This is a genomic window from Caballeronia sp. SL1002 (assembly GCF_057814995.1).
Window position 1 is genome coordinate 414,670 of record NZ_JBYMUW010000003.1, and the last position, 24,427, is coordinate 439,096.

The 24,427-nt window shown below is 60.9% G+C and carries 18 protein-coding genes; 10 read left to right on the top strand and 8 right to left on the bottom strand.

What is annotated here, in order from left to right; all coding sequences use genetic code 11:
* Both AC3D25_RS19310 and AC3D25_RS19315 read left to right on the top strand, forming a co-directional pair.
* The gene (locus AC3D25_RS19310) at nucleotides 1–2,364 is read left to right on the top strand and encodes a two-partner secretion domain-containing protein (protein WP_488890060.1); all 2,364 of its coding nucleotides are present in this window, start codon (nucleotides 1–3) and stop codon (nucleotides 2,362–2,364) included.
* 310 nt (nucleotides 2,365–2,674) lie between these two features.
* Complete coding sequence (locus tag AC3D25_RS19315; RefSeq protein WP_488890061.1) at nucleotides 2,675–4,891, top strand: two-partner secretion domain-containing protein; 2,217 nt, start codon at nucleotides 2,675–2,677, stop codon at nucleotides 4,889–4,891.
* 103 nt (nucleotides 4,892–4,994) lie between these two features.
* Here AC3D25_RS19315 and AC3D25_RS19320 read toward each other — a convergent pair whose 3' ends face one another.
* Together AC3D25_RS19320 and AC3D25_RS19325 are read right to left on the bottom strand one after the other, a co-directional pair.
* Complete coding sequence (locus AC3D25_RS19320; protein ID WP_488890062.1) at nucleotides 4,995–5,846, bottom strand: spherulation-specific family 4 protein; 852 nt, start codon at nucleotides 5,844–5,846, stop codon at nucleotides 4,995–4,997.
* A 252-nt stretch (nucleotides 5,847–6,098) separates the two neighbouring features.
* Nucleotides 6,099–7,643 (bottom strand): methyl-accepting chemotaxis protein, encoded by a 1,545-nt coding sequence (locus AC3D25_RS19325; RefSeq protein ID WP_488890063.1) that lies wholly within the window; start codon nucleotides 7,641–7,643, stop codon nucleotides 6,099–6,101.
* A gap of 309 nt (nucleotides 7,644–7,952) precedes the next feature.
* Between AC3D25_RS19325 and AC3D25_RS19330 the strand changes: the two genes are divergently transcribed.
* The gene (locus AC3D25_RS19330; RefSeq protein WP_488890064.1) at nucleotides 7,953–9,278 is read left to right on the top strand and encodes a Gfo/Idh/MocA family protein; all 1,326 of its coding nucleotides are present in this window, start codon (nucleotides 7,953–7,955) and stop codon (nucleotides 9,276–9,278) included.
* 145 nt (nucleotides 9,279–9,423) lie between these two features.
* Nucleotides 9,424–9,807, top strand: a complete 384-nt coding sequence (locus AC3D25_RS19335; RefSeq protein WP_488890065.1) for a nuclear transport factor 2 family protein — start codon at nucleotides 9,424–9,426, stop codon at nucleotides 9,805–9,807.
* 26 nt (nucleotides 9,808–9,833) lie between these two features.
* Here the strand turns inward: AC3D25_RS19335 and AC3D25_RS19340 are convergent, their stop codons facing one another.
* Nucleotides 9,834–9,992 (bottom strand): hypothetical protein, encoded by a 159-nt coding sequence (locus tag AC3D25_RS19340; RefSeq protein WP_488890066.1) that lies wholly within the window; start codon nucleotides 9,990–9,992, stop codon nucleotides 9,834–9,836.
* A gap of 223 nt (nucleotides 9,993–10,215) precedes the next feature.
* Nucleotides 10,216–11,241 carry an aldo/keto reductase gene (locus AC3D25_RS19345; protein WP_488890067.1) on the bottom strand — a complete coding sequence of 342 codons (1,026 nt, stop codon included), beginning with the start codon at nucleotides 11,239–11,241 and terminating at the stop codon, nucleotides 10,216–10,218.
* Between the two features lie 367 nt (nucleotides 11,242–11,608).
* On the opposite strand from AC3D25_RS19345, the gene AC3D25_RS19350 reads away from it, so the two are divergent.
* Complete coding sequence (locus AC3D25_RS19350) at nucleotides 11,609–12,082, top strand: VOC family protein (protein ID WP_488890068.1); 474 nt, start codon at nucleotides 11,609–11,611, stop codon at nucleotides 12,080–12,082.
* Nucleotides 12,083–12,387: 305 nt separating this feature from the next.
* Complete coding sequence (locus tag AC3D25_RS19355; protein ID WP_488890069.1) at nucleotides 12,388–14,184, top strand: thiamine pyrophosphate-requiring protein; 1,797 nt, start codon at nucleotides 12,388–12,390, stop codon at nucleotides 14,182–14,184.
* 46 nt (nucleotides 14,185–14,230) lie between these two features.
* On the opposite strand, the gene AC3D25_RS19360 is transcribed toward AC3D25_RS19355, so the two are convergent.
* The gene (locus tag AC3D25_RS19360) at nucleotides 14,231–15,739 is read right to left on the bottom strand and encodes a sensor domain-containing diguanylate cyclase (protein WP_488890070.1); all 1,509 of its coding nucleotides are present in this window, start codon (nucleotides 15,737–15,739) and stop codon (nucleotides 14,231–14,233) included.
* 448 nt (nucleotides 15,740–16,187) lie between these two features.
* On the opposite strand from AC3D25_RS19360, the gene AC3D25_RS19365 reads away from it, so the two are divergent.
* The 4 genes from AC3D25_RS19365 (at nucleotide 16,188) to AC3D25_RS19380 (ending at nucleotide 20,019) form a co-directional block, all read left to right on the top strand.
* A complete protein-coding gene (locus tag AC3D25_RS19365) occupies nucleotides 16,188–16,733 on the top strand; it encodes a hypothetical protein (protein ID WP_488890071.1) in 546 nt (181 codons plus the stop codon).
* Between the two features lie 182 nt (nucleotides 16,734–16,915).
* Nucleotides 16,916–18,715 (top strand): RecQ family ATP-dependent DNA helicase, encoded by a 1,800-nt coding sequence (locus AC3D25_RS19370; RefSeq protein WP_488890472.1) that lies wholly within the window; start codon nucleotides 16,916–16,918, stop codon nucleotides 18,713–18,715.
* A 75-nt stretch (nucleotides 18,716–18,790) separates the two neighbouring features.
* Complete coding sequence (locus tag AC3D25_RS19375) at nucleotides 18,791–19,027, top strand: hypothetical protein (protein ID WP_488890072.1); 237 nt, start codon at nucleotides 18,791–18,793, stop codon at nucleotides 19,025–19,027.
* Between the two features lie 56 nt (nucleotides 19,028–19,083).
* On the top strand, nucleotides 19,084–20,019 hold the full coding sequence (locus tag AC3D25_RS19380) for a serine hydrolase domain-containing protein (RefSeq protein ID WP_488890073.1): 936 nt from the start codon (nucleotides 19,084–19,086) through the stop codon (nucleotides 20,017–20,019).
* 19 nt (nucleotides 20,020–20,038) lie between these two features.
* Here the strand turns inward: AC3D25_RS19380 and AC3D25_RS19385 are convergent, their stop codons facing one another.
* The 3 genes from AC3D25_RS19385 to ctaD all read right to left on the bottom strand — a co-directional run bounded on the left by AC3D25_RS19385 (nucleotide 20,039) and on the right by ctaD (nucleotide 24,413).
* Entirely contained in the window at nucleotides 20,039–21,328 is a 1,290-nt protein-coding gene (locus AC3D25_RS19385; RefSeq protein WP_488890473.1) for a c-type cytochrome, read from the bottom strand.
* Nucleotides 21,329–21,778: 450 nt separating this feature from the next.
* Nucleotides 21,779–22,387, bottom strand: coding sequence for a cytochrome c oxidase subunit 3 (locus AC3D25_RS19390; protein ID WP_488890074.1), 609 nt, complete (start codon nucleotides 22,385–22,387; stop codon nucleotides 21,779–21,781).
* Complete coding sequence (ctaD, locus tag AC3D25_RS19395; protein ID WP_488890075.1) at nucleotides 22,380–24,413, bottom strand: cytochrome c oxidase subunit I; 2,034 nt, start codon at nucleotides 24,411–24,413, stop codon at nucleotides 22,380–22,382. Before ctaD ends, AC3D25_RS19390 begins: the two co-directional genes overlap by 8 nt.
* Nucleotides 24,414–24,427: the final 14 nt, after the last annotated feature.

Consider the following 24,427-nt stretch of genomic DNA (forward strand, 5'->3'; position numbering starts at 1 on the left):
ATGGCGGACCTCGTTCATGGAAAGAAGGCCAGTCGACCGTTCGACTGGCGCCTGACAATGCCCCTCATCGCGTTGCACGCATCGACCGTGTTCGCCGCGGGGCCGCTGCCGCAAGGTGGCCAGTTCAAAGCCGGTACGGGTACGATCACCACGCAAAGCACGGCGGTGAATATCACGCAGAGTTCGGCGCGTGGCGTGATCGACTGGAGCAGTTTTTCGATCGGCGCCGGCAACACCGTCTCGGTGAACAATGGCAGCGGCGCGACCCTCTCGCGCGTCACCGGCACGGCGCGCTCGCAAATCGACGGCAATCTGAACGCGACGGGCAGCCTGTATCTGATCAACCCGCAAGGCGTCGTGATCGGCGCCAACGGTGTGGTGACGACAGGCGGCCGATTCATTGCATCGGCGCTCGATGTCGGCAACGACGCCTTCATGGCCGGCGGACCGCTGACCTTCAGCGGCGGCGGATCGGGCGCAGTCGTGAACATGGGAACGATCGGCTCGACAGGCGGTGACGTGCTCCTGATCGCGCGCTCGCTTGCGGAAAACGACGGCACGATCAGCGCGCCCAAGGGCACGGCCGAGCTTGCGGCGGGCGGTCAAGTGCTCGTGCGCGATACCACGAGCGTGCCGCAGACCTACGTGCAATCGACGGCCATCGACAGCGGCGACGCCGTCAACAAGGGCGCTATTTCCGCCACGCAGATTGCACTTCAGGCAGCGGACGGCAACGTGTATGCGCTTGCGGGCGCTCACTCCGCGTTGCGCGCGACGGGCGCGGGCGCGCGAGACGGCCACGTATGGCTTATCGCGCAGAACGGCACGGCGCATGTGCACGCGCGCATCGACGCGACGAACGCCGACGGCAGCGGCGGCACGCTCGATACCACGAGCCACGCGGTGCATCTCGACAACGCCGATATCCACGCCGCGCAATGGAACCTCAGCACGCCCGCGATCAACGTCGGCCCGGTCACGGCGGCGATCCTCACAAAGCAACTGTCGCAAGGAACATCGGTAGCGATCAACGCCACTTCCGGCGACATCAACATTGCGGGCCTGCGCTGGAGCGGCAATTCTGCGCTTACGCTCAACGCGTACGGCTCGGTGACGATCGTGCCGGGCGCGACGCTCGGCAACACGGGCGGCGGCAACCTGATGCTGCGCGCTGACGCGACCGGCATCGACAACGCCGGGGCCGTGTTCGTGTATGGCGCCATCGACTGGTCGCGCAGCACGGGTATCGTTTCGACGCTAAGTCCAGAGAACGGCGGCCTGATCGGGTCGGGGCCGATCCTCACGAATCCCGCATGGACTGCCGCGCCCTACAGCGGCTTGAAAACGCAGTTCACGAATTATCTGCTTGTGAATTCGCTCTCCGACATGCAATACGTTGCCGCGAATCTCACCGGCAACTTCGCGCTCGGCAAGGACGTGACGATTCCCACTGGCGCTACGTTCTACGGCATCGGCGTCGGCGCGGATCTCGAATTCAACGGGCAGTTCGACGGCATGGGTCACGTGCTGCGCGGCCTGTCCAGCAGTCAGCCCGATTCCGGCGCGAAGCCGGGCATGTACACCGGATTGTTCGCCGTGATCGGCACCGAGGGCGTGGTGCGCAATCTCGGCGTGGACGGGACATCGAGCCCCTCGGCGAACGGCATCGGCGGCGTGCTCGCGGGACGCAATCGCGGCCTCATCACCCATTCGTATTCGACAGGCTTTGCGGGCAATTCCGGGGACGAGTCGACCGGCACGGGCGGGCTCGGCGGCAGCAGCATCGACACGGGCGGACTCGTCGGCCGCAACGACGGGACGATCGAGCGATCGTGGAGCAGCGCGGGTGGCGGTTATTCAGGCGCGTTCGGCGGACTCGTCGATCAGAACAACGGGACGATCGTGCAATCGTTCGCGACCGGTCTGACCGGGAGCGGCCGGGATTCGGCAAGTGCGGGACTGGTCGTCGTGAATTCGAATACGGGCACGATCCGTCAATCGTATGCGGCGGGCCTGGTCGATGGCTGGGGCGAGAGCGACGCGGGACTCGTCAGCGATAATTTGGGCAAAGTAGACGAGTCGTTTTCGGCCGCCGTCGTGTCGAACGCAATCGGACCCGCGCCGCGCTCGGGACTTTTCATCTTCAACACGCCCTCAGGCGCGACGAGTGTCTTCTGGGACAAGGACATTACTGGCCAGCGCGACGGCGGTCCGAACGTACCCGCATCGAACGGACTTACGACTGCACAGATGAGCAATCCGGCGAGCTTCGGGCCGCGCTGGGACTTCGGTCCGAACGGCACATGGGCGATGCCCACGGGCGCAACGCATCCCGTGTTGCGCTGGCAGCTCGGGCAGCAGTGACATAGGCGGCGTCTTTTTAGGCACTCGCCTGCTCAGCGACGGTCGCGCTGCATGAACGGCTCATGTAAGCGATGCGCTACGCACGTGCAGCATCGATTTCCCGCCGGCGCGGCCAGCATTGTTCTACAACTCTATGGGTCACAAGACGAAGCGCAAGAATAAGCGGTTGCGGGTCGTCGTTTTTCGCAACGCGGAGGAGCACGCCATGCACAGCCGAATCCATTTCCCACTGCCTCTCGATTCGATTCTCCTTTCAAACTACTGTACACGTATCTTACGTTTGCGCTCACCTTGCTGGCTCGCCGCTGTCATGTCGACGATGAGCGCAAGCGCCTTCGCGGCTGGACCGCTTCCGCAAAACGGTCAGTTCGTCGCGGGCGCCGGCTCGATTTCAACGAGCGGCAGCGCAGTCAACATCACGCAGAGCACGACACGCGGCGTGATCGACTGGCGCAGTTTCTCGATCGGCAGCGGCAACAGCGTCACCGTCAACAATGGCGGAGGCGCCACGCTCAGCCGCGTGACCGGAACCGCTAGCTCGCAGATCGACGGCAAACTTAGCGCGTCGGGCAGCTTTTACCTCATCAATCCGCAAGGCGTTGTGATCGGTGCGAACGGCGTCGTCGCGACAGGTGGCCGCTTCGTTGCATCGACGCTCGATATCGGCAACAGCAACTTCATGAGCGGCGGCTCGCTGAACCTCACCGGCTCGGGCGACGGCGTGATCCTCAACCTCGGCAAGATCAGTTCGACCGGCGGCGACGTCTTTCTTATTTCGCGTGCGCACGTGCAGAACGATGGACGCATCGATGCGCCGAAGGGGTCGGCGGAACTTGCGACCGGGAGTCAGGTTTTACTGAAGGATTCCGCGACTGGAATGCAAGTATTCGTTCAGCCGGGCACGCGCGGCGACGTCGTGAATAGCGGCACGATCACCGCTGCGCAGATCAATCTGCGCGCGGCCGATGGCAACGTATTCGCGCTCGCCGGCACCCACGAAGATTTGCGCGCGACAGGCACCGCGACGCGCGACGGCAAGGTATGGCTCGTCGCCGATCGCGGCACGGCGCACGTGCATTCCAACGTCGAAGCGTCGGACGAAGTCATCACCACGGGCAACCTGCTTCACCTCGACAACGCAAACATCCACGCCGGCCTCTGGACCATCAGCGCGCCCGAATTCAATGCCGGGCCGCTGAACTCGGCCACGCTCGCGAGCAATCTAAACAACGGCACGTCGATCACGGTCAATGCGACCGCCGGCAGCGGAAGCGGCGACGTCAATCTGGGCGCGGCCGTACGCTGGACCGGCGACGCCTCGCTCACGCTGAACGCCGTCCATGACGTGACGCTCGGCCCGCTCGCGACATTGGCGAACACGGGCGCGGGCAATCTCACCTTGCGCGCGGATTCCCACGGGATCGACAACAGCGGCAGCGTGGTAAGCCGCGGGACGATCGACTGGTCGAAGGGTACGGGCGTCGTCGCCACGCTCTACGACATGAACGGCACCTACACGCCTGGAACCGTGCGGAGCAATCCGGCGTGGAGCGCCGCGCCCTTTAGCGGCCTGCTCACGCAATACACCGCGTATCGGCTCGTCAATTCGGCGGCGGACTTCGCGCAAGTTTCGAACAATCTCGCGGGCGTCTACGCGCTCGGCCGCGATGTGGATCTTTCGACCAGCAAGGCCAGCGTCGGAGGCGTGGCGGCCACGCCGTTCACTGGGCAGTTCGATGGCATGGGTCACGTGGTGAGCAATATGTTCCTGGGCCAGACAGTGCCGGAAACGCCTAATTACCTCGGGCTTTTCGGCATAATCGATACGACAGGTGTGGTGCGCAATCTCGGCGTCATCGACTCGAAGGTGAACGGGCTTTACTTTACGGCGGCCGGACTCGTCGCCGGACTGAACCGTGGACTGATCACGAACACGTACTCAGCGCAGACAGGTGCCGCGCTCAATGCCATTTTCGGCGGCGGCGGTATTGCAGCAGAAAACGACGGCACGATCGAACGCTCGTCCAGCAGCGTCGTAGTGGATAGCAACAGTGGCGAGTTTCACGGAATCGCGGTGAACAATTACGGCAAGATCATCCAGTCGTTCGCGACCGGGAGCGGTGGCCTGGTCGGGCAAAATAGCGGGTCCATCACCCAGTCGTATGCAACGGGCGAAGAAGGCCTGGCGCAACTCGGCGGAATCGCAATCTACAACGAGGGCACGATCAACGAGTCGTTCGTGACGACGAAGCTCACAGCGCTGGGCGCTCCGGAACTGAAGGGCGGCATCGTCTACGGCAATCATGGAACGATCTCGAACACCTTCTGGGACGTGCAAACGACCACAGCGCCCAACGGCGCGTATGAGGGCACCGCAGTGCCCGCCGCGTTTGGCTTGACCACCGCGCAGATGAGCACAGCATCGAGCTTCGGGCCAACCTGGGACTTCGGCCCCGCAGGTACGTGGGTGATCCCGGCGGGAGGCACCCATCCGATCCTTCGCTGGCAACTTGGCTCGCAGCAGTAGCGGACAAAACCGGCCGCGCGGAATCGAGCTTGTAGCTGCTTTTGCGAGGCGCTGCCGTTGCAGCGCACGCGCGTTTAGCCCAATTCGCACCCGCTCTCCGGGGCTATTTCAACGCGCGCGCGCTCGTAATCTCTTGCGTCCAATAACCAGGCAACGCTTTATACGGATTAGGCAGCGTCAACTGCGTGATGAAGACCGCGCTGGCCTGATGGGCGGCGGCATATTGCATGGTGCCCGCCATCTGCGCCGCGCTCACGTTGTAGACCATGTGCAGAAAGCGGCTTTTCGGATACCTGAGCTGCCATGCGGCGGGCGTGTAGCGCGCGTAATGCGTCGCGGTGTCTTCGAAGACGACGAAGCGGTCGGCGGTCGGAAGGCTCGCGTACATTTCCGGCATATTGGTGCCGGGGTTCGCGATCACCACGAAGTTGGGCGAAAGGCCTTTCACGTAGTTGTACACCGACTGGTAGTACTGCACGTGCGCAATGACATTATCGGAACTCATCTCGTCGATAAAAAAACCGTCGAGCTTATAAAACGCGATGTACCGGTTGATGTCCTTGACGACTGCCGAGAGCGCACGCTTCGAATAGCTTGTCGATACATAGCCGATCACCTTCCCGCCCGCCGCATGAACACGCGCAATGGCCGAGGTATAGAGCGGGTCTTCGGCCACGCCGGGGCCGCTATTGGGATTCGCGATGACCGTCGTTGTGACCTTGCTCGCCGTGGTGGCGATGTCGGCCCACGAGCCGCCCGTCGCCTTCGGGTCGTAGTAAGCGGGAACGACGAGCTCCATCGCATTGACGGTGCCCGCGAAGGCTTGCAGGCCGAGTACGGCGAATCCGAGCATCGCGGCCTTTCGCCCGAGCGAGCCAAGCGTCCGCCGTAATTCCGGTCCTGCGTTCGAGGCAGCGGGCGTCTGCATCGTCTGATTTTCAGCGATCTTGTTCATGCTGCTTCCTGAGCGGGGTTCTTGAGTTTTGTCGACCTGACCGCCGGCGATACGGCAAGAAAATGGCCGACAGTCCCTCTATTTTTGCGTCGCCGGATTGCGCTTGATCTCGCTAACGAGCGTAAGCGACCAAACCTGAGCAGGCAAACCTGAGCAGGCAAACCGAATTATGCGCGCGGGCAGACCGCGCCCGCATGCGCCAACCGCACTGCGGAGACGTCAAACGTCAAGTTCGTTATCCCGCGCCGCGCCTCAGGCGGCGGCCGTCCTGAACACCGACACCGCCGCGCGCAACTGCTCCGCCTGATCTTCGAGTGAGCCCGCTGCAGCCGCCGCCTGCTCGACGAGCGCCGCGTTCTGCTGCGTGACCTCGTCCATTTGCGTGATCGCCTGATTCACCTGTTCGATGCCGCGGCTCTGTTCGTGCGACGCCGCCGCGATCTCACCCATGATGTCCGTCACGCGCTGAATGGCCGTGCCGATACTCTGCATCGTGTCGCCCGCGCGCGCCACGAGTTCCGTACCGGCATGCACGCGTTCGCCGGAGGTATCGATCAGTTCCTTGATCTCTTTCGCCGCGCCCGACGAACGCTGCGCGAGACTGCGCACTTCACCGGCGACCACCGCGAAGCCTCGGCCCTGCTCGCCCGCGCGCGCGGCTTCGACTGCAGCGTTCAAGGCAAGAATGTTGGTCTGGAACGCAATGCCTTCGATAATCCCGATAATGTCCGCGATCTTTCGCGAGCTCTCGTCGATACCGGCCATCGTCACGACAACCTGATCGACGAGCGCGCTGCCTTCTTTTGCCACTTCGCGTGCGCTATTCGCCAGCCCGCTCGCCTGATTCGCGTTCTCCGAATTTTGCTTCACGGTGGACGTGAGTTCTTCCATGCTCGCGGCCGTTTCCTCGAGCGACGCGGCTTGTTCTTCCGTGCGCGAAGACAGGTCCGTGTTGCCGGCCGCGATCTCCTTGCTGGCATTCGCGATGGTTTCGCTGCTCATGCGCACGCTGCCGACCGTTGCCGCGAGTTTGCTCTGCATCGTCGCGACGCCCTTGAGGAGTTCACCCATCTCGTCGTTCGTCGTAACGACGATCCCACGCGACAGATCGCCCGCCGAAATATGCTGGAAGTGAGCCAGTGCTTCGTCGAGCGGACCCATGATCGCGCGGCGCAGGAAGAACCAGCCCGCGATGGCCGCGCCGATACCCGCCACGAGCGCAACGATACCGATGGTCTTCTGCACCTCATACGTCCGCGCGTTCACCTCGTCTTGCCGCGCCGCGTCGGAGATCTGGAACACCTTGAGCTTCTCCGACGCCGTAGCCATCGAATCGTAGACGCCCGGCAACACCGTCATCGCAATGCGACGCGCCTCGGTTTCATCGCCCTTCGTGATCGCCGTGGAGAACTGCTCGATCGTCGCGCGCAAGGTGCTGCGTGCCGCCTTCGCGTCCTTGGCGAGCGCGTCCTCCTCGGCGCCACGTTCGAGCGCGTCGTATTGCTTGAACCACGTGTCGGACTCGTCGACCATCTTTCGCGCGCGTTCGGCGAGGCTCGCGGCATCGGCGGCCTGCGGTTCGAGCGCGATGCGATCGAGTGCGAGACGGCTTCGCGCCATCGTGACTTCGGCGTTGCCCAGTGCATTGACCGAAGGCAGGCTGTTGCGGCTGACGTCCTGAGCCGATGCGTTGATCGTGCTCATGCCGAACAGCCCGAAGCTGACAGCGAGAGTCAGCAATCCACCGAGAAATATCATGGTGAGGGCTAGCCGCGCCCGAATCGTAAGTCCCTTCATTGGATTTCCCTGCGTTGTCGCGCTTTCGTGGATCGGGCGGCTGCGCGTGGCGGTCCGATGCAGCCGCAGATGCTGGCTTGCAATTGCATAACGGCGTCGCGAACGGGAACTGAATACTCCCCGACGGGGATTAACCAGTTAGTACGCACGTGCAGATCTTTCGAACACTTACGGATTCCGATTCGTTCGAACGAACGTTCGAACGAGTCGTTTTGATTGCCGCGTGGCGAGTGGCACGCCGGATGCTGGTTCGGTGTCGCGCATTCACTTATGTCCGCACTTGCGCCGCGACCGATCACGGAGTTTTAAATGCCTCTTCGCAGCCGACCGACGAACCCCGAACAACTGCCGCCCGATACGAACGCAGCGCCGCCAGAAAACCCACGACGCTCGTTCCTCCAGCGCGGCGGCGCGGGAATCGCCGCCGCGCTGGCAGCCGGATCGGCGGGTAGCGTGTGGGCCGCCGGGCCATCGGGATCCGACGCAAACCAGGTCCGGCTTCCGCTCATTCAAGACCCGAACACCGAGCAGAAGGAAGAGACGCCCGACGCGAATCTTCCGCCCGACGATCGCGTGGGCTACGCGATAGTCGGATTGGGACGTCTGTCGCTGAATCAGATTTTGCCGGCGCTCGCGCACTGCAAATACTCGAAAATCGCGGCGCTCGTGTCGGGCGACCGCGCGAAGGCGCTTAAGATTGCGCGGCAGTATGGTCTCGCGGAAACGGACGTCCACGATTATCAGAACTTCGAGCGTCTCGCCGATAACCCGCGCGTGCAGGTCGTCTATATCGTGCTGCCCAACGGCATGCACAAGGAGTACACGCTGCGGGCCGCGAAAATCGGCAAGCACGTGCTCTGCGAGAAGCCGATGGCGACGAGCGCCGCCGATTGCCAGGCGATGATCGACGCGTGCAGCCGGGCCGGCCGCAAGCTGATGATCGCTTATCGAAGCCAATATGAGCCGATGGACCGCATGATCGCGAAGATGGTCAAGGAGAAAAAGCTCGGGCCCTTGCGCGAGTTCATCGCGGGCAATTCGCAGAACGTCGGCGATCCCGCGCAATGGCGGTTGAACAAGGCGCTGGCCGGTGGCGGCGCGATGCCCGATATCGGACTTTATTGCCTGAACGCGGCCCGCTTTCTGTCGGGCGAGGAACCGCTCGACGTGTTCGCGTCGGTTCATAAGCCGGACGGCGATCCGCGCTTTGTCGAAGTCGAAGAGTCGGTGCATTTCATCCTGCGCTTTCCGAGCGGCCTGACGGCGACGTGCATGTCGAGCTATGCGAGTCACGAATCGCGATTTTTCAGGCTGCAAGGCGCAGAAGGCTGGGTGGAAATGGACCCGGCGTTCGGCTACAACGGATTGCGCATGCGGCATGGCATGCTGGTCGAAGGCAAGAGCGCGACCACGGAATTGCAGATCGATCCGCAAGACCAGTTCGCGCGCGAGATCGATCACATGTCGGTGTGCGTGAAGAGCGGCATCACGCCTCACACGCCTGGTGAGGAAGGCTTGCAGGATCAGCGCATCATCGAGGCGATCTACGAGTCGGCGCGGACCGGCCGCGTCGTGAAGATCGCCAAGCCTGGCTCTCCGACGCGCGGGCCCGATCCTGACGAGGAAACGTTCTAGCCGGTTGATGCCGTCTGGGATAAGCAGCGCCGCCTTGAAACGCCAGAACATCGCCCATCGCGCGCGGAGTAGAGTCTACAAACGGCCGTTCCGCACCGGCTCGAATTTTTTCGACAAGTCGCGAGGTATCCACCGGAGACGCGCCATGCAAGAAGAACAAATACGTGACGCGCTAAACGCCCACTGGCAAGCTTCGGCAGCGGGCAATCTCGACGCGGAACACGACATCTACGACGACGACGTCACCTGTGACTATCCCCAGTCGGGCGAGCGAATCCTCGGGCGAGTGAATTTGCAGGCGTTGCGGAGTCATCATCCGGGCAAGCCAGCCGGTTTCGAGGTCAGGCGAATTCAGGGAGAGGGCAATCTGTGGATCACGGAATATTCCATCCGCTATAACGGTCGAGTTTCCTTTACCGTCAGCATCATGGAATTTCGCAATGGCAAGGTATTCCACGAGACACAGTACTTTTCGGATCCCTTTGAAGCGCCGGCGTGGCGGAGTCAGTGGGTTCAGCGGATTGGTTAAGGGTCGACGCGGATGCACGTTCGGTCCTATCTAACCCCGCCGTCTTTAATGAGGCGCTTAATGACGGAGGCGATCTGCAAACTAATGGGTTCGCCGGCGTTGCGCCACTTGGCCAGGCTGTCCAGGTCTTCCGAATACGAGGGCAAACCCTTGGCTTTGCGGATCACGTTGAGAGCGTCGAGCATCGGCTTGCCTCGTGCGAGGGCTCTATGCAGTTCGGCGTCTTCGGCTGGTCGATAATTTTGGGAGCTCATGCTCGCTTATCGGCATGGCTTCCATGAAAATTTAGCGAAAGTCGCGATAAATTCGTCCGCGCGCTTTGAATCCATTCTCGCCGTATCAATGCGAGGACTGGCGGCGGTCGTTCGGCATCGTTCGCCAGATCTCTCGACCGCCGCCGCGAACCGCTTATACCGGCGACGGGTTTCTGTCCGCAAAACCGCGTTGATGCCAGTAGGGATACGGCAACGGCAGGTTGCTGGCCTCATCCAGCCGAGCGATCTGGGCTGCGGTCAGCGACCAGCCGATACTGCCCAGGTTCTCGCGGAACTGCGACTCGTCGCGCGCGCCGACGATCACGTTCGCCACCGTCGGCCGCTGCAGCAGCCAGTTCAACGCCACCTGCGGCACGCTCTTGCCGGTCTCCGCCGCGATCGCATCGAGCGCATCGACCACATCGAACACATACTCGTCCGAGACGGGCGGCCCCTTATCCGCGGTCGAATGCAGGCGGCTGTTGGCGGGCAGCGGACTGCCCCGGCGTATCTTTCCGGTCAGACGACCCCACCCGAGCGGGCTCCAAACGATGGTGGAGACTTTCTGGTCCAGTCCCAACGGCATCAGTTCGTGCTCGAAATCACGGCCGACCAGCGAGTAATACGCCTGATGCACCGAGTGCCGCGCGAGACCTTCGCGGTCGGATGCCGAGAGCGATTTCATCAGATGCCAGCCCGAAAAATTCGAGCAGCCGATCACGCGAATCTTGCCGGCGCGCACAAAGTCGTCGAGCGTGCGGAGCGTCTCTTCCACGCGCGTCAGCGCGTCGAAACCATGCAATTGATAGATGTCGATGTAATCCGTATTCAGGCGGCGAAGGCTTCCGTTGATCGATTCGGTCAAGTGATGCCTCGACGATCCGACGTCGTTCAACCCCGTTCCGAACCCGAACGTTCCTTTTGTCGAGACGATGACTTTGTTGCGGCGACCCGCGATTGCCTTGCCGAGTATTTCCTCGGCCATGCCGTCCGAATAGACATCGGCGCTGTCGAACATCGAAACGCCCGCTTCCAGCGCAATGTCGACCAGACTGCGAGCGCCGTCGACGCCCGTGCTGCCCCACGCTTTGAAGAACTCGTTTCCCCCGCCAAAAGTGGCGGTGCCCAGACTGAGGACGGGCACTTTGAATCCTGTTGCACCCAACAATCGATGTTCCATTGATCTCATCCCTTGAGTTGGCCTGATACGACGTGAATGGTGCGAAGCCGGTCCGTGACGCTCGCGGCGGCTGATGTACGAACAACATAAGGCGGACTAGTTCCGCTCTCCTTACACGCGCTCGCCGATTCGTCAGATATTAGCGAGCGCTTCGTCCAAACAGCTTGCGCGCGTTGCGATTTTCGCTTTTTATCATGGCGTCCGCTCATGCAGTCTGCTTGCGGTCGAAAGCATCTTGAAGGCTTGCCATCGCTCAACGATACTGTTCTACAAACGGCGTGGTTTTCGCGCGTTTTTCGGATGGCAGCTTTTCCGTGGCAGTGCCTTGTCGCTGCCCTTTAGTGACCGGCAAATGGAGTCATGCAAAATGGCTGAGAGCACGATCTGTCTCTGGTACGAACACGACGCCGAGGAAGCCGCGCGCTTCTACGCAAGCACGTTTCCGCAAAGCAGCATCGGCGCGGTGCATCTTGCGCCGGCCGACTATCCCGACGGAAAGGCGGGCGACGCGCTCGTCGTCGAATTCACCGTGGTGGGCGTCGCTTGCATCGGTCTCAATGGCGGCCCGCATTTCAAACACAGCGAGGCGTTTTCTTTCCAGATCGCGACGGACGATCAGGAAGAGACCGACCGGTACTGGGACGCAATCGTGGGCAATGGCGGGCAGGAAAGCAGTTGCGGCTGGTGCAAGGATAAATGGGGCATCAGTTGGCAAATCACGCCACGCGTGCTCACCGACGCACTCGCGAAAGGCGGCGATGCAGCCAAGCGCGCGTTCCAGGCGATGATGCCAATGACGAAGATCGACGTCGCCGTTATCGAAGCGGCTGTGCGCGGCTAAATACGCTTGCTGAGCCGTGGTCCGCATTGCGGCCGTACCGCCGAAACGCCCGTTCCATGCCGGGCGGCCGCTAGTCTTATAGCTCACCGAACGCCTTTGTTCTTGGCTAGCGACCGTGCCATCTTCGGTTGCGTCCGCGCGGTCGTCCACCTGCGCGCGAGCCCTCAAAGCCCTCCCGACGCTCCCGCTTTTAGCCTACCGGCATGTCGATTGCGACAGCGAACGGTGCGGTCGCCACGACCATCACGAACCTGCCCTTGAACTCTGCGACGCGTTATGCGCGCTTTAACTGGAGGAACTTCGCCATGACAACCACCGTCGGCGATTTCTTGATCGACCGTCTTTACGCCTGGGGCGTGCGGCGCATATTCGGCTATCCCGGCGACGGCATCAACGGCGTGTTCGGCGCGCTTGGTCGCGCCAAGGGCAAGATTGAATTTGTGCAGGCTCGCCACGAAGAAATGGCCGCGTTCATGGCGTCGGCGCACGCCAAATTCACCGGCGAACTGGGGGTTTGCATCGCGACGTCGGGTCCGGGTGCGGCGCATTTGATCACCGGTCTGTATGACGCCAGGCTCGATCACATGCCGGTGCTTGCCATCGCCGGGCAACAAGCGCGCGCCGCTCTCGGCGGGCATTATCAGCAAGAGGTCGATCTTCCCGCGATGTTCAAGGACGTAGCGGGCGCGTTCGTTCAACAGGCGAGCGTGCCTGCGCAGATGCCCCATCTCGTCGATCGCGCCGTGCGCATCGCCCTAGCGGAAAAGCGCGTGACGGCCCTCATTCTGCCGAACGATCTGCAGGATCTCGAATACGAACCGCCGGGCCGCAAGCACGGCACACTGCATTCGGGCGTGGGTTATACGGCGCCCAGAATCGTGCCATATGCCGACGATTTGAAGCGCGCGGCCGACGTGCTCAACGCGGGCAAGAAAGTGGCGATCCTGGTCGGCGCGGGTGCCTTGCAAGCCACCGATGAAGTGATCGCCATCGCGGAGAAACTCGGCGCGGGCGTGGCAAAAGCACTGCTCGGCAAGGCTGCATTGCCCGACGACCTGCCCTATGTCACTGGCTCGATCGGCTTGCTCGGCACCGAGCCGAGTTACAAGATGATGACCGGATGCGACACGCTTTTGATGATCGGCTCGGGCTTCCCCTACTCCGAATTTCTGCCGAAGGAAGGCGCCGCGCGCGGCGTACAGATCGACCTCAAGGCGGACATGCTGAGCATCCGCTATCCGATGGAGGTGAATCTTGTCGGCGATAGCGCGGAGACTTTGCGCGCGCTCCTGCCCTTGATCGAAGAGAAAACCAATCGCGGATGGCGCAAGGATATCGAGGGATGGACAAGCGATTGGTGGAAGACGCTAGAGAAACGCGCGCTCGAACCCGCGAAGGCCGGCGTCAATCCGCAACGTACGGTGTGGGAACTGTCGCCGCGCGTGCCATCGAACGCCATCGTCACGAGCGATTCCGGCTCGTGCGCTAACTGGTACGCGCGCGATCTGAAGATCAAGCGCGGCATGATGTGCTCGCTATCCGGTGGGCTTGCGTCCATGGGCGCCGCCGTGCCTTATGCGATCGCGGCGAAATTTGCGCATCCTGAGCGGCCCGTGATCGCGTTGGTCGGCGACGGCGCCATGCAAATGAACAACATGGCCGAACTCATCACGGTGGCGAAGTACTGGAAGCAATGGGCCGATCCGCGCTGGATCTGCATGGTGCTGAACAACGAAGACCTCAATCAGGTGACATGGGAACAGCGCGTGATGGAGGGCGATCCGAAGTTCGAGGCATCGCAGGATATCCCGTCAGTGCCGTATCACAAGTTCGCGGAGTTGATCGGCCTGAAAGGTTTCTACGTCGACGACGCCGAGCGCATGGCCGCTGTATGGGACGAGGCGCTCGCGCTGGATCGGCCATGCGTCATCGAAGTGAAGACTGACCCGAGTGTCCCGCCGCTGCCGCCGCATATCACGCTTAAACAGGCTAAGGCGTTTGCCACGACGCTTATGAAGGGCGATCCGAACGAAGGCAACGTTCTCGTCGATACGGCGAGGCAAGTGCTCGGTGCGGTGTTGCCGGGGCATAAGGACAAATAGGCGGACCGTTCGTCCAAGCATCTTTCCGACCTCGGACGTTCGGACCTTAGGCGGGACTCGGAAGCGTTAGCCGTTCGCTCGCGCGATCGAATGCATATCGATTTCGGCCTTCTTGTTTCGCGCGGTACATGGCTGCGTCGGCCTTGACCAGAAGGTCCGTGGGAAGCGTCGTCCGCGAACCTTGAATCGCGATGACGCCGACGCTGACCGTGACGCGTCCGTACGCGCTACCGCTGTGGGGCAGATTCAGGTTCGACACGGCCTGCACCGTCTCCCGAGCGAATGAGAGGAGCGCGCCCTCGTCCGTATCCGGCCAGACGATGGCGAACTCTTCCCCGCCGATTCTTGCAACGGTCGTGGATTCAGGCAAGCCTTTGCGCAAGGCATTGGCGACGGCGCAGAGCGCATCGTCGCCGATGTGATGACCGTAGGTGTCGTTGTACTTCTTAAACCAATCGACATCGATGAACATCATGCCCAGTGTTCGGTTGGCCCTCGACGTCTGCTGTATCGCATCGGCGAGCGCACTATCGAACCTCCGGCGATTTGCCAGGCCGGTGAGCGGATCGCGGTGAGCCAGCGCATTCAGTTCTTCGTTGGCGACGCGCAGATGACCGGCGAGCCTGAGTTGCCTGCGATGGCTACGAATCGTGTGGCGAAGATATCGCTGACGGTCCGCGAGTATTGCGGCCATGAGATACGCGGTGAGCATACAAGCTACCGTAAAGCCCTGCACTTCGACAATGGCCTGCGCGGGCTCGACGAATCGTCCAAACGCGCTATTCAACGGCTGGTCCACGGTGCAGATAACCGCCACGACAGCGGTGAGGAACGTGCCGGTAACCGCCGCGTAGCTACCGGCCCAGAGGACACCGAGCACGACGGGCGGAAGCGCCCAATAGGCTGCCGCGTAGTGCTTCGAACTGAAAATCAACAGGCTGACGATGAGCATGACGGCATGGGCCGCAGCGCCGGTCACACATCGTGCAAGCAACGCTCTGGAGGCGCCTTTCGTGCGAAACGGCGCGGCCGGGTTGCGGCAAACCCGTCTTGCCAGCGCGCCGAGCGGCAAGAAAATCGCGAGTCCGAGCGCGTCGCTGTAAAGCCAGGTTAGCGCGACCGTATGCGCGGGCCAGTCCAAAAACGCATGCACCATCACACCGACCAGCAACGCGGAAAGGCCCGCCGGCACGAGCGCCGCTAGCAGCAGGAAACCAAACAAGCCTCGCGGATGAGGCACAGCGGTCACCGAAGCGTGCCGCCGCCGCACGACGTATGCAGCTGTCAGGACCTCGGCCACATTGCCCAACGCAAAGATGAATGCGGAGACGGCTTCCGATCGAAGCCACAAGTTGGACAGCAAACTGCCGATGAAAACGGCAACCGCGACGTCGCGCCATCGCGTTTTACGGCCTTCGTAGAGAAAGCCGACCATCAGCCCGCTCGCTGGCCAAATGCTGCTCACGCCCCACGTGGCGCGCGTGAGCGCAATGCCGCAGCAGGCGATGAGTGCGAAGGCCAGCGCCGAGAAAACAACGTGGAAGACCCGGTTCATATTGGAGCTTGAGCGCTTTATAAAAGCGACAGAGCGTAAGTCGTAGCGCGGGGTCTATCGATATTGATGGAGCGACAGAGATACCAGCGAGGGAATCAGCGAATCAATTCATCTACGGCGGTTTTTGCTGGAACTTGAGGACGAGCTTGCGTTGATAACGTCGGCGATGAGAGTGAACGAGCGTTCGCTTCTCGTGATCGAGTTTTTGCAGGCTTCATTCGGCAACGCCGATGCAGCGAGCGAACAATGCCCCATGACGTTCCCGCTCGCCCGGCCCACGAATACACGGCATATCTTGCCGCACTTCGGCGCTTCGATTTCTTGCAACACTGCGATACTCGGCCGCGTGACCGTGGCATACGGCCTTCAAATGCGTCGAGCGTCTGTTTAACTTGCTATGTTTCTTCTACGAAGAGTTTGCCGAGTATCAGCATTTTCAAGCGCGGGTGTGGCATTGCTGCTGAGCGTCCTCGCGGGTTGCGCGTCCGCGCCGGCGACCAATGTAATGAGGGAGCCATCCTCATTAGCATCGACTTGCGCCTCGACTGACGGCCTTAAAAACTTTTCAATCGATGAGATCGCTGCGGACAATTCACGGCAGGACGACGCTCGGACAACGATCACCCAGTCCTCTCCAACCGCCGGAAATCGCGCGGAAACAGACCGGCGCGATGCACTACCGGCGCTTCACCTATTGATGCGCTGCTTGCAAAATCCTTCTGCATCTGACAAATCTCGGCCGCTGCGCCTGGAAGTCGAAATGAAGCGATACTCCTATTCCATGGGCGAACCGGGCAGAAAATACGCGTCCGTGGAAATAGCAGCAACCATCGCGAAGAACGGAAAAGCCCTTATTCAACGCGACTTTCTGGCGCGCGCGCCCGTTATCTCCTCGGACGATGATCTGAGCGCATCGGCGTTGGAACACGCTTGCGCCGATCTGGCTTCGCAGCTCTCGGCATGGGCGAACATCGAGAGCGCCGAGATCTCTTAGCATGATCTCCGCTACGCATCTGACCGAGTCATCTAGCTGCCTGTGTTGCGGCTGATTGAAAGTTGAGCTCCGCCATTCACGCTCATCCGGGACCCACTATTGCTAAAGGTTAGAAAGCGGCTGCGTAGGCCCCTCTTCTTACCGGAGCAACGATGACTGAAAGCGCTTCGGCTGGGATCGGGATGGATGCCCATCTAACAGTCGACGCACGCACCGACAAGACTCTCGACCCGCCTCTGCAGCACTCGCTAAAGCGAGTTTTCGGTCTTGACACCTTGCGTCCAGGACAGGCACGCGTGATCCACAGTGTGCTTGATGGACACGACACGCTCGCCGTCATGCCCACGGGCGCGGGCAAGTCGCTTTGTTATCAGCTTCCAGCGATGCATCTGACCGGCATGACCGTTGTCGTCTCGCCGCTCATTTCGCTGATGAAGGATCAATCGGACAAGCTGAGCGATGCCGGTGTCGCGACGGTCGTGCTGAACAGTTCGCTTAGCGCCGCTGCCGAGCGCGACGCCGTGCGCGCAATCGAGTCCGGTGCGCGCCGCATCCTGTTCGTTACGCCCGAGCGGCTTGCCAATGCCGAATTCGTCGCGATGCTCGCTAAGCCGAACATGCCAGCGATTCCGCTCATCGTGGTCGATGAAGCGCACTGCATCACCCAATGGGGACACGATTTCCGTCCCGCCTTCATCGAAATCATTCACGCGATCAAAGCGCTCGGGCGTCCGCCGGTACTCGCGCTGACCGCCACGGCGACGCCCTCCGTCGTCGTCGATATCTTGCGTGAACTGGACATGCGCGACCCGAATATCATCAACACGGGTGTGTATCGCGAGAACCTGATATTTGCCGTCGAGCAGATCACCAATCAACGGGCGAAACGCGCGCGCGTGGTGGTACTGGCCGGTTCGCTGGAAGGCCCGGGCATCGTCTATTGCGCGACGATCGCCGAATGTGAGGCGGTATGCGCGGCGCTAGTGGATACGGGTGCGTCGGCGGGGCGTTACCACGGACGTCTGGCGAGCGCCGAGCGCACCGCGGTGCAAGACGCGTTCATGGAGAACCGCGTGCGCGTCATGGTCGCGACCAATGCGTTCGGCATGGGCATCGACAAGCCGGATATCCGCTTCGTGATCCACGATCAGATGCCAGGAAGCCTCGAAGCCTATTATCAGGAAGCTGGACGCGCGGGACGTGACGGGCGCGACGCACGCTGCGTTTTGCTCTTCGAATTGAAAGACAAGCAGGTCCAGCAGTTTTTTCTAAGCGGACGATATCCGGGCGTCGAAACGATTCTTCGCGTTGCCGACGCCCTGCGCGTGCTTGCAGAAAAAAACGCGAACGGGACAGTGGAGCGGCCGGCTGTCGCTTTGCGCGACGCGGTGTCGAACGTTGGCGCAAACCGCTTGCGCATTGTGCTTGCCCTGCTTGAAGAGATCGGCGTCGTGCGTCGTCTGCGGCGAGGCGCGTTGAAAGTGATCGACCAAGCCGATACCACCACATTGATCGAGGAAGCGGCACGGCGCTATCTCGCGATGGCGGAGCACGATCGCGCGGTGCTCGAACGAATGATCGCCTATGCACAGAGCGCGCAATGCCGTTGGCGCGCGTTGCTCGATTACTTTGCGGCGAGCCTCGATGAAGCAGGCGTTCTCAAGCGCAACAGGAAGTTCTCGCAAGTTCGTCCGATCTTGGACGACGAGTTTTCTGGCGGCGTCTGCGGCCGCTGCGACAACTGCCTGAATCCGCCTACCATCCAGGAAAGCGCGCGTGAGCAACACGTTCCGCACGCCGTGAAAACCGCCCGGAAAATTGCGGCGCTAGCGCTAGGCGACCAGGTGCGCGTGCGTCGATATGGCGAAGGCACAGTCGCGTTGGTGAGCGGCGAGCAGGTCGCGGTCGCGTTTCCAGATGGCGAAACGCGTACGTTTATCGCACGGTACGTCCGGCGTTGCAGGCACGCGCCGTCCTCGTAGACACTGCGGTTCGTCGCGATGAGCAGGCCCGATTGATGCTGATTTCAAGTATCTTTGTGCCAGGGAAACATGACCATGACTATCGTAACGTTCCGTCTTTCCGAAACCGAAGTGCAGGTCGATCAGACTATTTACGTCTTCGACTCCGGCGACACCGCCGACAACTTCCAGCAGTGCCTCGGCGACAATGCACTCCACACCTGCATGGCAAATCACAAGCCATCCGCAACGCGGGCGGTTTCGAGAGATTCCGCCACCGACTCCGGCGCGCCGGGGAGCGTCATTTCGCCTTCGCTCGGCGGGATGCCGTAACGCTGGCTTCCCAATGCGGAGCCACGGCGAGCCACGCATCCATCCGATAAGCGCCCATGAAAATACGTGAAGCAAGTTTCACTTCGCTAAGGGAAAAGCTGGCGCAACGGGGTAGCGGAATACGCGCGTTTGTCGTCGTTCGAGACGGGCGTGTTGCATTTGAGCACTTCCGGCAGGACGTCGCGACGTCGGATCTGCAAGAGATCAATTCGGTGACGAAGAGCGTCGTCGGGATGCTGGTGGGAATCGCTTTACGCTCAGGCGCGCTCCGCGACTTGCAGCAAACGATCGGCGAATTTCTCCCCGAGGCGCGCGCGCAAGGGATCGACGAACGCGTGCAAGGCATCACCATCGAGCACCTGCTGACGATGACGTCGGGCTTCGAATGGGATGAACGTACCGTAGACGATTGTCTGCTCGGCACGTGTTCCCGTCTGGATGGCGAGCGGCTACGTTTCATTCTCGGCAGGCGACTCGCGCATCAACCCGGCACGCATTTCAACTACGACTCTCACGCAGCCCACCTTCTTTCGATCGTGCTCGCGCGGGCGACGGATCAGCCGCTCGACGTCTTTGCACAGGCGAAACTCTTTGAGCCACTTGGCATCGAACGGTTCGAATGGGCAGTGGATGAAGAAGGGAACGCGTTTGCCGGTCGTGGACTTTCACTGACCACGCGCGACGTGGCAAAACTTGGACAGGTCATGCTGTCGGGCGGCGACTGGCAAGGCCTGCGCCTCCTCGACGACGCGTACATTCACGAAGCGACGGTGCCGCACAGCGCAGGCGGCTTGCCGGTGCTCGACGCTCGATATGGCTATCTGTGGTGGGTCGAACCACGCGGCTATTTTGCTAGCGGCTTCGGCGAACAGTTCCTCTTCGTCATTCCAAAGGAAGGCACCGTTGCGGCCGTAAGCTCCAACAACGGCCGAATGCCAAAGCATGTGCGCGCCCTGTTCGACGAATACTTGCGCATCGCGCGCGGACTCTAACGGACGATCGGGCGGCTCGCTATTTGTGAATGTCTGCGCGTAGCCGCTGAACGTCTGCTGCCGAAACGGGACGCGCGTCGTTACCCCACGTCGTGCGAATAAAGGTCAGCACGCTCGCCATTTCTGTGGTCGTCAGTTTGTTTGCGAATGCGGGCATTTTCTTTCGTTCAGGCCCGTGAATGGTGTCGGGGCTATTGCCTCCCTCTACCAACAGACGCATCAGGGACGTGGCATCGGGTGCGAGCACGGCGGGATTACCTGCAAGCTTCGGGTATTTGTCGACGACGCCGGTTCCATCGTTTCCGTGGCACTTCGCGCAGAACGAGAGGTAGATTCCGGCGCCAGGGCGCGCAAATGCTCCGGTGTGCATCGCGGCTGACGTCAATTTAGCGGTCGTCGAATCTGGAGCATATTTGCTGGCGGACTCGTTCGCCGGGAGGCTCTTGAGATAGACGGCGATCGCATTCAGGTCGTCGTCGGACCCATATTGCGTGCTGTCCTCGACGACTTGCACCATGCTTCCAAATGCTACCAGGCCGCCGCCATGACCGCTTTTCAAAAACGACACGATCTCGTCTTGCCGTACGCGACCCAATCCTGCGCCCGGGTCGCCGGTCAAGTTTGGAGCGAACCAGTGATCGTTGACCCCGCCCGCCAGAAAGCGTTTGGACGACTCGTCATAGCCCCGTTCTTCAAATGCGGGACCGCGCGGCGTGTGGCACGCTCCGCAGTGACCTAGAGACTGCACGAGATAGGCACCACGATTCCATTGCGCGTCGCGCTTGTCCGATGGCTTGTAAATCCCCTTGGACGCAAACGCGAAATTCCATATAGCAAGTGCCCATCGTTGATTGAACGGAAACGGCAAACTGGTCGGCGGCGCGCTAGCGTGAACTGGCTGGACGCCATGCAAGAAATAAGCGTAAAGCGCTCGCATGTCGTCGTCGTTTATTTTTGAAAACGATGGATACGGCATGGCAGGATAAAGGTGCTTGCCGTCGGGGGCTACACCTTCCCGCAACACTCGCGCGAAGTCCTCGTAACTATATTTGCCGATCCCGAACTGCTTATCCGGTGTGATATTGCTTGATACGATCGTGCCGAAAGGCGACGCCATTCCCAGCCCGCCAGCAAATGGGGCACCGCCCTTCGGCGCCGTATGGCATCCCGCGCAATCGCCGAGCTTCGCGACGCTTGCACCGCGCACGACTAGTGCCGGTAAGTCTGCGCCGGATTGCGCGAATGCAGAAAGGTCGCCGACGAAAAGCGCCGCGCCAAGCAGTAGCGATAGATACGTTAGCGCTCTCATCACCATGGCCTGCAAGGAGAAACAATCAGCGCTGCCATCCCCGTCAAAAGCGATCCAAGCAAAAATAGTGGACTTGAGATCAGCCCAACTAGCGCAAGAAAGCGCATCGGCAGGCCAGTCGACGAACCGGCGCGTTCGTTCTTTGCCGACTGGAGTCTCGTTCTTTTCCAACCTCCCCAAGCCGCGATAACGCCAGCGATCGCAAGCGCTATGCACATGGCGCTGACACCGCCGATCCACATCTCAAGCGAGCCACGCAACGGAGTGCTCAACGGCCGGTTCGCGGGATAGCACCATTGCGCGGCAAGCGCTTCGCTCGCGCATATCTGAACGATCCACGCGAGCGGCGGAGAGAGCAGTCCCGCGAAGACAAACGCGCCGACAACCACGGTTCTCGCGTTTTCGGGGTTCTTGGGCTGGGTCATGTTTGCGAGCACCGATCGGTCTCCTTCAAAGGAGATACGGAGAGAGATACAAGGTGCTGAATATGAACAACCAGACGACATCGACGAAGTGCCAATACATGCCGCCAATCGTCAGTGCGCTGTGCCGTTGCTCATCGAAATAGTGCAATCCCGTACCTGCGAGAAGAAAGATCAGCACGCACAGGCCAACGATCACATGCAGCATGTGAAAGCCCGTTATCGTGAAATAGAGTGAGCCGTAGAGATGCGTACTCGGACCAAAATGATGTTCGCGATACTCTTTCATCTGCAAAGCCACGAAGAGAATACCGAGCAGAATCCCGACGCACATCGACGCGACGGCAAGCGGAAACCGGCGACGCTTGACCAAGCGTTCGCACAGCCAGACGAACACTGAGCTTGAAAGCAGCACGACAGTATTGATACCCGCCGTTCCAAGCTTGGGTCGTCCGTCGGGCAACCACGTCCCCGTATATTGCGAGTAAAGGTAGAGGTAGGAAAATATCAGATAGCCGAAAAGCGCGGCTTCGGTCGCGATAAGCGTCCACATTCCCCACCAGCCGCTCGCATGGCGGCCCACACTGCCCACCGGCAGCCTTCGTTCAAGCACGGGTATCGATTGATCGCTAGCCATGGGCGCCTCTTTGGGAATCCACCGACGGCTCGCGTTGTCCTAGTCGCGGCTCCGGCCACATCCACATCACTAGCGACACAGCACTTCCGGCAATGCCGATGCCAGCGAGTCCCCACGCGTGCAGCAGCATTCCCGCAAAAAGAAGCGCGGAGAACACGCCCAGTGCGAATGGCGAATAGGAGTCCGAGGGCATCTTCATGATCGCGTCGGGAAAGGCGCTCAGTACAGTGGTCGCAAGCGCCTCGCGACCCTGATCGAATATGTAGCCTTCTGTCAGCACAGAGCGCATTTCGCCGGGCAATTCGCTTTCAAGGCGGGTTTCCCACAACGGATGACGGCTCGCGATGAACGGAATGGTCGCGAAGTTGTACGGCGGCGGCGGCGAAGGAATCGACCATTCGAGCGTCGGCGCGTCCCATGGATTATTGCCCGCGACTTTTCCGTGTCTGTAGCTGTAGACCAGGTCGATCAGGAAAATCAATATTCCGATTGCGAACACGAACGAGCCGATCGACGTAATCATGTTGACCGTGCTCCAGCCCATTTCTGGGCCATATGTGTAGATTCGCCGGGGCATTCCGAGCAGACCCGAGATGTGCATCGGAAAGAAGCCGAGATTGAATCCTATGAACATCACCCAGAAACCGATCTTGCCTAGTCGTTCGCTCATCATCCGCCCGGTGATTTTCGGGAACCAGTAGTAGATGCCGCCTATTACGGGGAACACGTTAATGCCAAGAAGCACATAGTGGAGATGGGCCACGATGAAGTAAGTGTCGTTGAGTTGCCAGTCGAGCGGCACGGCCGCGGTCATGACGCCGGACACGCCGCCCATGACGAACAGCAGGACAAAGCCCGCGAAAAAAAAGAATGGCGTCTTGAATACCGGCCGGCCCGTCCAGATCGTGGCAAGCCACGCAAAGGTCGCGATCGCGCTGGGAATGGAAATGACCATGCTGGCCGAGCCGAAGAACGCCAGCGCGAGCGCCGGAATGCCTGTGGCGAACATGTGGTGAATCCACACGATGAAACCGATGATCATCGTCGCGACGGTCGACAGTGCGACAGGTGCGTAGCCCACCAAAGGGCGTCGGCAAAAGACAGGCAGCGCGTCCGAGACGATGCCCATGGCAGGCAATACCACGGCATAGACCCATGGATGCGCGAACATCCAGAACATGTGCTGCCAAAGCAATGGCCGGCCACCGTTCAAGATATCGAAAAAGTGCGTGCCAAACTGGCGATCCAGCCACAACATGAAGAACGCGAGACTCACAACAGGCACCGCGAGCAAGTTTCCACAGGATGCGGTGAACGTGCCCCACACGAGGACGGGCACACGGTCGAGCGACATGCCCGGCGCGCGCATTCGAAGGAGTGTCACCACGAAATTGGCAGAGCCCACCGTCGTCGATGCCCCGAGCAGCACCATACCGAGCGCGTAGACATCGATGTTCGGACCGGTGTTGTATTCGAGGCCGGCGAGCGGTACGTAATTGAACCATCCCGCGTTTGGCGCTTGCCCGAAGGGGAAGCTCGAATAGAGAAAGATTCCTGCGAAGAGAAACAGCCAGTACGAGAGCGCGTTGAGCCGAGGAAACGCCATATCGCGCGCGCCGAGCACGAGCGGCCACACATAGTTCGAGAATCCCGAAAGCACCGGCAGGGCGTACAAAAAAATCATCGTCACGCCGTGCATCGTGAATAGCTGGTTATATTCCTCGGGGCTTAGCAGCGTCGCGTTGGGGCGCGCAAGTTGCAGGCGCATGATAAGCGCTTCGACTCCGCCCATCAGCAGAAAGACGAATGCGGTGATGAGATAACGCACGCCGATCGTCTTGTGGTCGACCGTGGATAGCCAACCGCGCCAGCCCGGTTCCGTTTCCCACAATCCTTCCAGACGCTTCTGCCGAATGCTGCCTTCGGGCAAGCGCCCTCGCTCCGGCACGCGCCAGGATGGTCCCTCCTCCGTCCGGCTTGCGTCCGGTGTCTCTATCGTTTGAAGCGAACGCGGATTTATTGTCATTGGCCACCGACCTC

Excerpts from the sequence above, each read along its gene's own strand:
- AC3D25_RS19360 (WP_488890070.1), bottom strand. The coding sequence starts at position 15,739 with ATGAACCGGGTCTTCCACGTTGTTTTCTCGGCGCTGGCCTTCGCACTC.
- AC3D25_RS19310 (WP_488890060.1), top strand. The coding sequence starts at position 1 with ATGGCGGACCTCGTTCATGGAAAGAAGGCCAGTCGACCGTTCGACTGG.
- AC3D25_RS19385 (WP_488890473.1), bottom strand. The coding sequence starts at position 21,328 with ATGAGAGCGCTAACGTATCTATCGCTACTGCTTGGCGCGGCGCTTTTC.
- AC3D25_RS19390 (WP_488890074.1), bottom strand. The coding sequence starts at position 22,387 with ATGGCTAGCGATCAATCGATACCCGTGCTTGAACGAAGGCTGCCGGTG.
- AC3D25_RS19345 (WP_488890067.1), bottom strand. The coding sequence starts at position 11,241 with ATGGAACATCGATTGTTGGGTGCAACAGGATTCAAAGTGCCCGTCCTC.
- AC3D25_RS19335 (WP_488890065.1), top strand. The coding sequence starts at position 9,424 with ATGCAAGAAGAACAAATACGTGACGCGCTAAACGCCCACTGGCAAGCT.
- AC3D25_RS19320 (WP_488890062.1), bottom strand. The coding sequence starts at position 5,846 with ATGAACAAGATCGCTGAAAATCAGACGATGCAGACGCCCGCTGCCTCG.
- AC3D25_RS19350 (WP_488890068.1), top strand. The coding sequence starts at position 11,609 with ATGGCTGAGAGCACGATCTGTCTCTGGTACGAACACGACGCCGAGGAA.
- AC3D25_RS19315 (WP_488890061.1), top strand. The coding sequence starts at position 2,675 with ATGTCGACGATGAGCGCAAGCGCCTTCGCGGCTGGACCGCTTCCGCAA.
- AC3D25_RS19355 (WP_488890069.1), top strand. The coding sequence starts at position 12,388 with ATGACAACCACCGTCGGCGATTTCTTGATCGACCGTCTTTACGCCTGG.
- AC3D25_RS19375 (WP_488890072.1), top strand. The coding sequence starts at position 18,791 with ATGACTATCGTAACGTTCCGTCTTTCCGAAACCGAAGTGCAGGTCGAT.
- ctaD (WP_488890075.1), bottom strand. The coding sequence starts at position 24,413 with ATGACAATAAATCCGCGTTCGCTTCAAACGATAGAGACACCGGACGCA.
- AC3D25_RS19330 (WP_488890064.1), top strand. The coding sequence starts at position 7,953 with ATGCCTCTTCGCAGCCGACCGACGAACCCCGAACAACTGCCGCCCGAT.
- AC3D25_RS19325 (WP_488890063.1), bottom strand. The coding sequence starts at position 7,643 with ATGAAGGGACTTACGATTCGGGCGCGGCTAGCCCTCACCATGATATTT.
- AC3D25_RS19340 (WP_488890066.1), bottom strand. The coding sequence starts at position 9,992 with ATGCTCGACGCTCTCAACGTGATCCGCAAAGCCAAGGGTTTGCCCTCG.
- AC3D25_RS19370 (WP_488890472.1), top strand. The coding sequence starts at position 16,916 with ATGGATGCCCATCTAACAGTCGACGCACGCACCGACAAGACTCTCGAC.
- AC3D25_RS19380 (WP_488890073.1), top strand. The coding sequence starts at position 19,084 with ATGAAAATACGTGAAGCAAGTTTCACTTCGCTAAGGGAAAAGCTGGCG.